11 protein-coding genes are annotated in these 12,294 nt (G+C 62.6%); 7 read left to right on the top strand and 4 right to left on the bottom strand.

Annotation, left to right across the window (positions count from 1 at the left end):
* The first annotated feature begins 272 nt into the window (after positions 1 to 272).
* From ABID19_RS25885 to ABID19_RS25870, 4 genes are all read left to right on the top strand, one after another.
* Positions 273 to 425 carry a hypothetical protein gene (locus ABID19_RS25885; protein WP_354493749.1) on the top strand — a complete coding sequence of 51 codons (153 nt, stop codon included), beginning with the start codon at positions 273 to 275 and terminating at the stop codon, positions 423 to 425.
* A gap of 34 nt (positions 426 to 459) precedes the next feature.
* Positions 460 to 654, top strand: a complete 195-nt coding sequence (locus ABID19_RS25880) for a hypothetical protein (protein ID WP_354493748.1) — start codon at positions 460 to 462, stop codon at positions 652 to 654.
* A gap of 148 nt (positions 655 to 802) precedes the next feature.
* Positions 803 to 2,263: an AMP nucleosidase gene (locus tag ABID19_RS25875; protein WP_354493747.1), complete on the top strand. Its 1,461-nt coding sequence runs from the start codon at positions 803 to 805 to the stop codon at positions 2,261 to 2,263.
* 94 nt (positions 2,264 to 2,357) lie between these two features.
* Positions 2,358 to 3,389 (top strand): endonuclease/exonuclease/phosphatase family protein, encoded by a 1,032-nt coding sequence (locus tag ABID19_RS25870; protein WP_354493746.1) that lies wholly within the window; start codon positions 2,358 to 2,360, stop codon positions 3,387 to 3,389.
* Between the two features lie 7 nt (positions 3,390 to 3,396).
* On the opposite strand, the gene ABID19_RS25865 is transcribed toward ABID19_RS25870, so the two are convergent.
* Both ABID19_RS25865 and ABID19_RS25860 read right to left on the bottom strand, forming a co-directional pair.
* Entirely contained in the window at positions 3,397 to 3,999 is a 603-nt protein-coding gene (locus ABID19_RS25865) for a DUF922 domain-containing protein (protein WP_354493745.1), read from the bottom strand.
* 146 nt (positions 4,000 to 4,145) lie between these two features.
* The gene (locus ABID19_RS25860; protein ID WP_354493744.1) at positions 4,146 to 5,825 is read right to left on the bottom strand and encodes an electron transfer flavoprotein-ubiquinone oxidoreductase; all 1,680 of its coding nucleotides are present in this window, start codon (positions 5,823 to 5,825) and stop codon (positions 4,146 to 4,148) included.
* 347 nt (positions 5,826 to 6,172) lie between these two features.
* Here ABID19_RS25860 and ABID19_RS25855 point away from each other — a divergent pair, with 347 nt between their 5' ends.
* The 3 genes from ABID19_RS25855 to ABID19_RS25845 all read left to right on the top strand — a co-directional run bounded on the left by ABID19_RS25855 (position 6,173) and on the right by ABID19_RS25845 (position 8,900).
* A complete protein-coding gene (locus tag ABID19_RS25855; protein ID WP_354493743.1) occupies positions 6,173 to 6,817 on the top strand; it encodes a hypothetical protein in 645 nt (214 codons plus the stop codon).
* 288 nt (positions 6,818 to 7,105) lie between these two features.
* Positions 7,106 to 7,993 carry a uracil-DNA glycosylase gene (locus ABID19_RS25850; protein ID WP_354493742.1) on the top strand — a complete coding sequence of 296 codons (888 nt, stop codon included), beginning with the start codon at positions 7,106 to 7,108 and terminating at the stop codon, positions 7,991 to 7,993.
* Between the two features lie 94 nt (positions 7,994 to 8,087).
* A complete protein-coding gene (locus ABID19_RS25845; RefSeq protein WP_354493741.1) occupies positions 8,088 to 8,900 on the top strand; it encodes a helix-turn-helix domain-containing protein in 813 nt (270 codons plus the stop codon).
* On the opposite strand, the gene ABID19_RS25840 is transcribed toward ABID19_RS25845, so the two are convergent.
* Positions 8,901 to 9,803: a DMT family transporter gene (locus tag ABID19_RS25840; protein WP_352929835.1), complete on the bottom strand. Its 903-nt coding sequence runs from the start codon at positions 9,801 to 9,803 to the stop codon at positions 8,901 to 8,903.
* 44 nt (positions 9,804 to 9,847) lie between these two features.
* A complete protein-coding gene (locus tag ABID19_RS25835; RefSeq protein WP_354493740.1) occupies positions 9,848 to 12,154 on the bottom strand; it encodes a xanthine dehydrogenase family protein molybdopterin-binding subunit in 2,307 nt (768 codons plus the stop codon).
* Positions 12,155 to 12,294 lie beyond the last annotated feature (140 nt).

The raw sequence follows: 12,294 nt of genomic DNA, 5'->3' as shown, positions 1-12,294 counted from the left end.
GTTTTCTGTTACGGTATCTCTTCGCGACAACGGACCGATCGTCAGGCCGCGCCTTCCGTACCGACCAGCAATTTTGCGCATCCTTCGTTCGTGTGAGCGAGGTCGGGAGTCGGCAGAAAGACTGCGGCGACGCTCGTGACCGGCGACGGCGCACTGCACGGCGGGCATTCAACACTCCGTTGATTTAATTTGAACCGCAGATGAACGCTGGCATCAGAACCGGTTCAGTTGCATCAGGGCATTCTCATGCGTGTTGAAGGAGACGCCACGCAATGTTCGCCCGCCGCTTTACCATCGTCTGCCTGCTGGTGAGCCTGTTCGGCATGTTGTTCGCCATCCTCGTTGCCGAGGCTGGCCGTCCGGCGCGCTCCTGGGACCAGGCTAGTTCCTGCCGGTTCGGTTGCCCGAGCCACCTTCGCCACTGACGCCGATAAAGACCTTTAGAGAGAACAACACGCCATGAACCGCATCGTCGCCAACGCCTTCAAGATCCTTCGGCTTGTGCCGCGGGCGACGCTCATCCTGATGATCCTTGCAGCGCCGGTTCTGGCCGTGCCGACGCTGCGCGCCGATGCCGGCTCGACGATCGAAGCGCCGGCGTTGAAGAAGAACGGCGTCGGCTTTGTTCTGTTGGTCAGCCTGCGGCGCGGCTAGGCCCGATCGACCTTCATCGAAACCATTCGAGCAAAAACGACGCTTTGGCCGTGCTCAGGCCGGCATACCCCCTCCCAACCGCCTGACCAAGCCTCTATATTGGGTCATGGAAAAGCGAATCTATCCCCAGGCCATAGACTCAGTCGTGATGCCGGAGCCGTTCGGCCGGCAGAGCTTCAATGATGCTGGAAAGGCCGTCGCGGCCTTGCAGGTGCTTTACGACCGCAACACCAAATTCCTGCGTGATTCGTTCACGGCGCTCGCCGCAGGCGGCGACAACAACAAGCGCTACCGGGCCTTCTATCCGGAAGTCGGCGTCACCACGACGTCGTTCACCCAGATCGACTCGCGGCAGGCCTACGGCCACATGCCGACGCCTGGGCATTTCTCGACGACCATAACCCAGCCTGTCCTTTTCGAACGCTATCTCATCGAACAGCTTCGCCTGATCATGCGCAATCACGGCGTTCCGGTCACGGTTTCGGAATCGACGACGCCCATCCCGCTGCATTTTGCGTTCCTGGAAGGCTCCCATGTCGATGGCGCGGCGGCCGAACGCATCAGGCGGCCGATCCGTGATCTGTTCGACGTGCCGGATCTCGACGGCACCGACGATCAGATCGCCAACGGCACGTTCGAAGTGGCGTTAGGCGAAGCCAGGCCGCTGGCGGCGTTCACGGCGCAACGCATCGATTATTCGCTGCACCGGATGTCGCACTACACGGCGACCAGTCCCCAGCATTTCCAGAATTTCGTGCTGTTCACCAACTATCAGTTCTACATCGACGAATTCGTTGCCCGTGCGCATGAGCTGATGGCAAAGGGCGGCGGCGGATACGTTGGATTCGTCGAACCGGGTAACGTCGTCACCAAGGCTGGACAAAACGCGCCTGGCGCAGGCGTGGCGCCGCCGCGCCTGCCGCAGATGCCGGCCTATCATCTGAAGAAGCCGAACCATGGCGGCATCACCATGGTCAATATCGGCGTCGGCCCCTCCAACGCCAAGACGATCACCGACCACATCGCGGTGCTCAGGCCGCATGCCTGGGTGATGCTCGGCCATTGCGCTGGGCTGCGCAACACCCAGGCGCTGGGCGACTATGTGCTGGCGCATGCCTATGTCAGGGAAGACCATGTCCTGGACGATGATCTTCCCGTCTGGGTGCCGATCCCGCCGCTGGCCGAGATCCAGGTGGCGCTGCAGGAGGCTGTCGCCGAAGTCACAGGCCTTTCCGGCTATGACCTCAAGCGCATCATGCGCACCGGCACCGTCGCCACCATCGACAATCGCAACTGGGAACTGCGCGACCAGCGCGGGCCGGTGCAGCGGCTGTCGCAGTCACGGGCGATCGCGCTCGACATGGAATCGGCGACGATCGCCGCCAATGGTTTCCGTTTCCGCGTGCCCTATGGCACGCTGCTTTGCGTCTCCGACAAGCCCTTGCATGGCGAACTGAAGCTGCCTGGCATGGCGACCGAATTCTACAAGCGGCAAGTGGCACAGCATTTGACCATCGGCATCAGGGCGATGGAAAAGCTGGCCGAGATGCCGATGGAACGGTTGCATTCGCGCAAGCTCAGAAGCTTTTCGGAGACGGCGTTCCAGTAGGACCGATCGGCCTTCGTCGACCGGAGCCTCGTAACAGCGCGCCAGGGCACTTCGTCATCTTGATTGAGCCGCAATTCTACCGAAAAGCAACGAGATGGCACGCGTTCGAAACTTGATAGTATCGGTGGCATTCGTCGCAATGCTCGGCTGCTCGGTCGCGCTGGTGGCCGGGTTCTTCGGAGCGCTGCATCCAGCCTTCGATTCCTTCGCTCATTTCCGCGTTCATCTTGCCGTGCTGATGGCGCTTTGCGCGCTGCCGTTGCTCGCGACCTCGTTTCGCCTGCAGGCAGCCACAGCGCTGCTCTTTGCCGGGGCAGCCTTCGCCACCACATCGAGCGCGCTGCCGCGCCTGTGGCAGGTGCAGGCGGCCTATGTCGCCAAGCCCGGTGACCAGCCGGTCTACCGCCTGCTGCAGATGAATTTGCGCTTCAACAATCCGACGCCGAAGAAAGTGCTGTCGCTGATCGGCCGGACCAATCCGGACGTGATCACTCTCGATGAAGTGTCGGAGATGTGGACGACCGAGCTTGGCTATATCACGAGCGCCTATCCCTACCGGATCCTCTGCCCTTACCCCAATGGCGTGTTCGGCGTTGCGCTGCTGTCCAGACGGCCGTTTGCCGCCGGCACGCAACCGCGCTGCGACTGGCGTGGAGCGATGGCCATGGCGACGGTCGATTTCGGCGGAACCGATGTCGACGTCGCCGCCCTGCATCTCACCTGGCCATGGCCGCGCAACCAATCACGGCAGATCGGTGGGTTGTCGGAGGAGTTCGCCTCGCTTGGCGAAACATCGATCATGGCTTGCGACTGCAATGCAGTGCCGTGGAGCGCCGCAATCCGGCGCGTCGCAGGTCTTGGCAAGCTGACCGTCGCGCCCTCGCCCGGGCCGACCTGGCTCTATATGAAGCTGCCGGATTTCCTGCGCTTCGCCGGGCTGCCGATCGACCAGGTTTTCAGCAAGGGCGCGGTTCTCATCCATTCGGTGTCGAGGCTGGAAAACAATGGCTCCGACCATCTTCCGGTGATGGTGGAATTCTCGCTTAGGCGGGAAGAGAAAAAGCCGGCCGACGAGGATGAAACCGCGACCGCATTCGTTACACAGAACCGCAAGACCCGAAGCTGAGAGCCGACTACTTGCGCACCAGAGCACGAACGAGGTGCTCGACATGGCCACCGTCGCGATGCTCGCGCGCATCGAAGGCGTTCTGTTTCGCCTCGTATTCGGCATAGACGGCTTTGATCCGACGCCTCGCCTCGCGGTGTGTCTTGCTGCAAACCCAGTTGTCGGCGAATTCCAGTCCCGTGATCGATTTCTCGGTGGCCCGCATCATCACCTTGGCGATGCGGCCATGGTTATGCTCATGAGCACGAACGCCCTCGAAAAACCGCTTCCAGCGCTTCTGAAGCGCCGGCGTCGCGGCTGAGGTCATTCGGGGCAAGGTGTAGGTGAGATCGAGTGTCCCGTTGGCCTGCCGCAGACGGCAGACACCGCCCTCTCTGCTGACCTCAAGGTCCCAATTTACAGTATAGGCGGTCAGCGCGATGGCGTGCGTCATGAAGCCATGCCTCTTCGGACCCTTACGGTCCATGGCTTCGATCAGTGCGGCGCCCGTGGTTCCTGATATGTCGTAGGTTCGGGTCTTGACCAGCACCTTCGTGTCGGCCGATGCCGACGGTGCGAAGCCGCACAAGGCGCCAATCGCTGCAAGGCACGTCAGAACCGCCAGGCGCATGTCTCATCTCTCCGGGTCAGGACGGAAAGGAACCACAAGCGCCGCGCCGCTTCAATGTTTTTTAGAGGCCGCAAATATATGGCGAGCCTTCACCGGCTGACGGCCGAACCGGCCGGCGGTTCCGGCAGACTGCCATGTTCGGTAGGCTACATGCCCTGATAGACCGGTCCCTCGCCGCCTTGTGGCGGCACCCAGGTGATGTTTCGGTTTGGGTCCTTGATGTCGCACGTCTTGCAGTGGACGCAGTTCTGCGCGTTGATGACGAAGCGCACGTCCTTCGCGGTGGGATCGGCGGCGGCGTTGCCATCCTTATCGACCCATTCGTAGACGCTGGCCGGGCAATAGCGTGTCGAGGGCCCGGCATAGACATCGTGTTCGGAACGCTGCTGCAGATCCATATCCGCGACGAGCAGGTGGACCGGCTCGTTTTCCTCGTGGTTGGTGTTGGAGAGAAACACCGAGGACAGGCGGTCGAAGGTGAGCACGCCGTCCGGCTTCGGATAGGCGATCTTCTTGTGCTTGGCGGCCGGTTCCAGCGTCGCATAATCGGCCTTGCCGTGCTTCAGCGTGCCGAAGGGCGAGAAGCCGAACAGCGTGTTCAGCCACATGTCGAGGCCGCCAATGCCGACGCCGACGACGGTGCCGAAGCGCGACCACAGCGGCTTGACGTTGCGCACCTTCTTCAAATCCTTGCCGATGTCGGTCGCCCGCCATGCCGCCTCGTAAGAAGCCAGTTCGTCGTTGGCGCGGCCGGCGGTAATCGCGTCGCTGACATGCTCGGCCGCCAGCATTCCTGAGAGCACGGCATTGTGCGATCCCTTGATGCGCGGCACGTTGACGAAGCCGGCAGCACACCCGATCAGCGCGCCACCGGGGAAGGACAGTTTCGGCACCGACTGCCAGCCGCCTTCGGTGATGGCGCGGGCGCCATAACCCAGCCGCTTGGCGCCCTCGAACGTGCCTTTGATCGCCGGATGGGTCTTGAAGCGCTGGAATTCATCGAACGGCGACAGATAGGGGTTCTTGTAGTTGAGATGGACGACGAAGCCGACCGCAACCTGATTGTCCTCCAAATGATAGAGGAAGGAACCGCCGCCGGTCTTCATGTCGAGCGGCCAGCCGAAAGAATGCTGCACCAGGCCCGGCCTGTGGTTCTCCGGCTTGACCTGCCAGAGCTCCTTGAGGCCGATACCGTATTTGCCGGGCTCGCGGCCGTCGGAAAGGTGATATTTGGCGATCAGCTGCTTGGCCAATGAGCCGCGCGCGCCCTCTCCGATCAGGACGTATTTGCCCATCAGCGCCATGCCCGGCGCGAAGCCCGGGCCGTGCGTGCCGTCCTTCTCGACGCCCATGTCGCCGGTGACGACGCCGGTGACCGCGCCCCCGTCACCGTAAATGAGGTCCACGGCGGCAAAGCCCGGATAGATCTCGACGCCCAGCGCCTCGGCCTTGGTCGCCAGCCAGCGGCAGACATTGCCGAGCGAAACGATGTAGTTGCCGTGATTGTTCATCAGCGGCGGCATCAGGATGTTGGGCAGCCGGAACGAACCGGCGGGGCCGAGGACCAGGAAATGGTCTGCCGTGACAGGCGTCTTGAAAGGATGACCCTCCTCCTCGCGCCAGCCCGGCAACAACCGGTCGATGCCGATCGGATCGACGACGGCGCCGGACAAGATGTGGGCGCCGACTTCGCCGCCCTTTTCCAGGACGACGACGGAAAGCTCGGGATTGACCTGCTTGAGACGAATCGCGGCGGCGAGGCCCGCCGGACCGGCGCCGACGATGACCACGTCGAATTCCATGCTTTCGCGTTCGATATCGCTCATCAACCCCTCACTGCCCAGAGTGCCGCGCGCCCATTGGACGCGCAAAGGACACTCTGGCAACTTTTATTTTCACATGATCCTTTCCAAAAAGTGATTTCACTTTTTGCGGTCATGCAAGCGCATTTGCGCATCTTGCTGGCTTATCCGCTGCATAGCGCATCAATTCGCGACGCGAAACCGGCGCTGACGTGACAATGGCGTTTTCGTCAAAAAGTCGCGCATCGTACTACAAGATCATGGTTTGCGGTCCACGGAACATCGATCCGGGCCAGGCGAGTTCCAACGAGAGCCGCCGCCCTCACGTTTTTAATTGTTCGACGGCTTGCTTATCGTCCATACTTCGCGCCATGCGCATATACGGGCCGACCGGCTTTTCATCGACGCGCTTTTTTTCCTCGCCCGGACGGATTTGCCGGGCGCTCGCTTTGGCCCTTTTGCCGCTGGCGCCCATTGAGGCCCACGCCGATCCGCAAAAGGTCTGGGCGGCCGGAGCCTACTCCTTTTCCGACGAACTCGGCGGCTTCCGCATCACCAGCGCCTCGGGCATCGGGACAAAGGACGACCCGCTTGTCATCACCGAAGAGCTCAATTCGGCAACACCGGTGACACTGACCATCCGCACGACAAAACCGATCCAGCCGTTCGGCACCGCGGGCCAATTTGCCAACGGCCTCATGTATATGCGCATCGACGTACTCAACAATAGCGGCCAGGCCTGGGTCGAGTTCCAGTTCGAACTCCAGGAGATGCTCCACCGGCCGAGCGTGTTCGGCGACGGCCTGTCCTTTGACCAGCGCAACAAGACGCCTGACAACATCTGGTCGAGCAGCTTCGCCGATTTCGATCGCGACTTCGAACCCTATGACCGGCTGCTGTTCAAAAGCGGCAAGATCGACCCGCTGAAGACGGCAAGCTTCGATTACCTGATCACCGACTACACGCCGCGCTGGACGTTCTATCTCGTGCAGGACCCGCGTATACCGTCGAGCTGACATACTTCGTCATTCTAGGGCGAAGCAGGAGCGAAGCGACGTCGCGGAGACCCTGGAATCCATGCCGTGGCTGCCGCCGAAGAATGTGACGGCCCAGAATGAAGGCTGTTTTGGGCTCCGCCTCCGCTCACAGGGATATGCACCGCTGCGGCGCTCCGATGTTACGGCATGGATCCTGGGGTCTTCGCAACGTCGCTTCGCTCCTGCTCCGCCCCAGGATGACGAAATCATGAAGCATCACGCCAATCACGATGTTGCAAATTCCTGCCGCGCGGCCGAATGTGAAGCATGACTGCCGTTTCCCGAGACAACCGACCTGATATCGCGGACCTGCTGGCCTTCTACGCCAGCGCGGGCGTCGATGAAGCGCTCGAAGAGGAGCCGCTGAACCGGTTTGCCGAGGCCGCGTCGAAGCCGCCTGAGCGGGCGCCAGTGGCAGTTACGCAGCCAACTGGTGAAAACGCCGCACTGCCGCGCTCGACGAGCGTGGCACGCGCCGAAATGGGCGAAAGGCAAGCTGCGGCACCGGTAGCACGCGCGCCGTCCGGGGCGGCGACGGTGCCCGACGAGCAGCAAGCCGCCCTGGCGCGCCAATTGGCGACGACCGCGGCAACCCTGGACGAGCTTCGCCAGCACATGGCGGCATTCGACGGCTGCAATCTCAAATTCACCGCCAAGAACCTGGTGTTCGCCGACGGCAATCCGAATGCCGCTGTCATGCTGGTCGGTGAGGCGCCCGGCCGCGACGAGGACATCGAGGGATTGCCGTTCGTCGGCCGCTCGGGCCGGCTGCTCGACCGAATGCTGGCTGCGATCGGCCTCGACCGGACGTCGGCCTACATCGCCAATGTCATCCCCTGGCGGCCGCCGGGCAACCGCACCCCGACACCGCACGAGACCGAGATCTGCCGGCCGTTCATCGAACGGCAGATCGAGCTGGTCAATCCGAAGGTGCTGGTCAACCTGGGCGGCCCCTCGGCAAAGACGCTTCTCAACACCAGCGAGGGCATCCTGCGGCTGCGCGGCAATTGGCGCGTCCACACGACCGGCTCCGGCATTGCCATTCCCGCCATGCCGACCCTTCACCCCGCCTATCTGTTGAGAACTCCCGCGCACAAGAAACTGGCGTGGCGGGATTTCCTGGAAGTGAAGGCGAAGTTGCGGGCGCTGGGTTGACGACCAGCGTTTTCTCGCCCCGCAAAAGCCGAGAGAAGCGCTATAACCTGCCCGGTAATTGAAAAGCCGCCGCCGCCGACCTAGTCATATCGCCATGACAGCATCCCAGACTTCCGCCGGCAGCCTCATTCGCGAATGGCGCACGCGCCGGCGCATGAGCCAACTCGATCTAGCCATGGAAGCCGAAATCTCGCAGCGGCACCTGAGCTTCGTGGAAAGCGGCCGTTCGGCACCCTCTCGCGACATGGTGCTGCATTTGGCCGAGCAGCTGTCGATCCCGCTCAGGCAGCGCAACCAGCTTCTGCTGGCGGCGGGCTTTGCGCCTAGCTTCAGCGAGCGTTCGCTCACCGATGCCTCGCTGGCGCCGGCGATGGCGGCCGTCGAGATCGTGCTCAAGGGGCACGAACCCTTCCCGGCGCTGGCCGTCGACCGGCACTGGAACCTGGTATCGGCGAACGCTGCTATCGGCCCATTCCTGGCCAATGTCGCCGAGCCCTCGTTGCTGAAGTCCCCGGTCAACGTGCTGCGCCTCAGCCTGCACCCGGGTGGCGTCGCGCCGCGCATCGTCAACCTCGCCGAATGGCGCGCGCATCTCCTCGACCGGCTGAAACACCAGAACGACGCCTCAGGCGACCCGGTCCTGGTCGAATTGGAACGCGAGCTTCGGACCTATCCGTCCGGCCTGAGCGGCGCGCGGCCGGTGCCGGTCGAGCCTAGTGCGATCGTGCACCCGCTGCGGCTTGCCCATGGCGATGCCGTGCTGTCGTTCATCAGCACGATCACCGTGTTCGGCACACCGCTCGATGTGACGCTGTCAGAGCTGGCTATCGAGTCCTTTTTCCCCGCCGATGAACAGACAAGGACGGTGCTGGTGCGATTGGCGAAGGAGCGGGCGGAGCCGTCCTGATTATCCTTGCGGCGGGGTCGCCTGGCGGGTGCGGGCGCGTTCGAGGCCAAGCTGGCGCTCACGCCAGATGATGAAGATGCCGGCGGCGACGACGATCAGGCCGCCAATGAGCATATGAACCGTCGGGACGTCGCCGAAAGCGAGATAGCCGACGACAATGCCAAGCAGCATCGAGGTATACTCGAACGGCGCTACGACCGAAGCCTCGGCATGGCGATAGGCTGCCGTCATCAGAATCTGAGCGACGCCGCCGCAAAAACCTGAAAGAACCAGAAGCCCCGCCTGCACCGGCGTCAGCGCCTGCCAGCCGAACGGCAGGGAAAGCAGCGCCAGGACGCTCGCCGTCACCGAAAACCACAGCACGATGGTTGCCGTCGGCTCGCTCTGGACGAGATTGCGCACCAGCAGCATGGCTACGGCCGAGATCGCTGCCGCGACCAGGGCGGCGATGACGCCGAGCACTTCCTGATCGCCGAGTGCTGCACCCGAACTCAGCAGGGTCAGTTCCGGCCATGAGATGACCAGCACGCCGACCAGTCCGACGGCAACCGCGCTCCAGCGATAAACCCGGATCGTTTCGCCCAGAAAGATCGAACTGAACACCACCACCAGCAGCGGCTGTGCGTAGTTCAGCGTGATCGCTTCCGGCAGCGGCAGCCGCGTCAGCGCGAAGAAGCCGAGGCCCATGGCGCAGACGCCGACAACGCCGCGCGCAATGTGGTTGAGCGGGCGTTTGGTCGAAAAGCCGGTGCGGAGCTTTCCCTGGAATGCCAGGAAGACGATGATCGGAAAGATGGCGAAAAAGGAGCGGAAGAAGACGATCTGGCCCGCCGGCACGGTGCCCGCCGCCTTGATGCAGGACGACATGCCGACAAAGACCGCCACCGACACGATCTTGAGCATGATCCCGGTAAGCGTGTTGTGCCCACCGGAGTGATCCGATGGACTCACTTACCAGCTGCTTCTTCGATTGCTGCCCAGATGCGCGCCGGCGTCGCCGGCATGTCGATGTGTTTGATGCCGTAGGCGCGATAGAGCGCATCCGTCACCGCGTTGAGCGCGGCAGGCGTTGCGCCGATCGTGCCCGCCTCACCTGCCCCCTTGATGCCGAGTGCATTCGTGGTCGAGGGCACGTTGCGGGTTTCGAAATGGAAGAACGGAAAATCGTCGGCGCGCGGCATGGCATAGTCCATGAAGCTCGCTGTCAACAGCTGCCCGTCCTCACCATAGATCGTGTTCTCGGTCAGCGCCTGGCCGATGCCCTGGACGACGCCGCCATGCACCTGTCCGGCCAGCAGGATCGGGTTCACGGTGACGCCGAAATCGTCGACGATCGTATAGCGGACAATCTCCGTCATACCGGTGTCGGGATCGATCTCGACCTCGCAGATGTGGGTGCCGTTCGGGTAGGTGCATTCGTCCTGGACGAACTCGCCAAAACCCTTGAGATCGTCCGGGCCCTTGGCGGCCTTGGCGATGCTCGAAAAATCGATGGTGCGGTCGGTGCCGACGATGCGGGCAACGCCCTTGGACAATTCGATGTCGCCGGCCGAGGCCTCCAGCTCATCCGCGGCGATGCGCTTGATCTTGTTGGCCAGATCCTCGCCTGCGCGAGACGCTGATACGCCGCCCAGGGGAATGGAGCGCGAGCCGCCTGTGCCGCCGCCGGCCTTCAGCTCGTCAGTGTCGCCTTGGCGGACATGTATCTTGTCGATGTCGAGATGGAGCTTTTCAGAGAGGAATTGCGCATAGGCGGTCGCGTGTCCCTGCCCGTTGGTCTGGGTGCCAATCTTCAGCGTGACCGTACCGTCGCCGTTCAGTTCGACAAAGGCCGGTTCGGAGCCCGCAAAGGCACAGGCCTCGATATAGGTCGCCATGCCGATGCCGCGGATCTTGCCAGCCGCTTTCGACTGCGCCAGCCGCTCCGGGAACGCCTGCCACTCCGCCTGTTCGATGGCACGGTCCATATGACCTGCGAATTCACCAGTGTCGTAGAGGCGGTCTGTCTGAGTGCGATAAGGGAATTGCTCAGGCCTGATAAAATTGCGCCGGCGGATCTCTTCGACGGGAAGATTGAGATCGCGGGCACAGGCATCGACGAGCTTTTCCAGCAGGAATGCCGCTTCCGGCCGGCCGGCGCCGCGATAGGCGTCGACCGGGCAGGTGTTGGTGTAGAGGCCGGTCACCGAAACGTCGAGCGCCTGGATGTCGTAGACGCCGGTCGACATTGTGACGCCGATATAGGGGATGAACGGGCCGTATTGAGAGACATAAGCGCCGATATTGGCGAGAAGGTCGACCCTCATGCCGAGGAAGCGGCCGTCCTTGTCCATCGCCATTTCAGCCCTCACGACATTGTCGCGGCCTTGTGCATCGGTGAGGAAGTGTTCGGTGCGGTCGCCGGCCCATTTGACCGGACGGCCAAGCCGCCTGGCTGCCTCGAGCACCAGCGGATACTCGCGATAGACGAAGGTCTTCGGCCCAAAGCCGCCGCCGACGTCCGGCGTGATGACGCGCAGCTGGTCCTTCTTGATCTTGAACACGCCGGCCAGAATGGACTGCATGGAATGCACGCCCTGCGAACCCGTCGTCAGGACGAAGCGGTTCTCTTGCGTGTTCCACTCGCCGATCGCCGAACGCGGCTCCATGTAATTGCAGACCAACCGGTTGTTGATGAATTCGATCCGGGTGACCTTGGCAGCCTTGGCGAATGCTGCCGCGGTCTTCGCTTTGTCGCCGATGTGATAGCTGAAGGCGCGGTTGGAGCCGAGTTCCGGCCAGACCAGCGGCGTGCCTTCATCAAGCGCCATGGCGGTAACGGACGCGGCATCTTCGCCGTCGTAATCGACCTCGATCAGTTCGGCCGCGTCCTGCGCCAGCGCGCGGCTGTCGGCGACGACGAATGCGACGGCATCGCCGACATAATTGACGCGGTCGCGGCAAAGGATCGGAATGTCGCGGGTCGGCGCCTTGGTGCCGTCCGGCTGCCTTTGCATGGCGCCGGATTTCAGATTGCCCAGATGAGCAATATCCGCACCGGTCAGCACTAGGTGGACGCCAGGTGCGGCCCTGGCCGCCTCGGTCGAACCGACGGTGAAGCTTGCCTTGGCCACCGGCGAGCGCAGGACATAGCCGTGCAGGAGCCCGACGGGCTGGATGTCGTCCGTATAGCGGCCGAGACCTTTGATGAAGGCCTGGTCCTCGCGACGCAGCACAGAGGCGCCCATGCCGAATTTCGGTGTGACGACGGTCATCGGTACCTCGCGATGATGATTGGAGAACGAGCGCCTGAAATAGGCGTTGCGCCAGTTTTGTCGAGTGACGGTTTCGTGTAAAGAGCGCGGGCTTCAAATTACTTGGACCAGCGGACCCACTTGCCGCTTAGGGAATCGAC

The sequence above is a fragment of the Mesorhizobium robiniae genome (assembly GCF_040545535.1).
Classification (GTDB): Bacteria; Pseudomonadota; Alphaproteobacteria; order Rhizobiales; family Rhizobiaceae; genus Mesorhizobium; species Mesorhizobium robiniae.
This window is presented reverse-complemented; position numbering and strand designations above follow the sequence as displayed.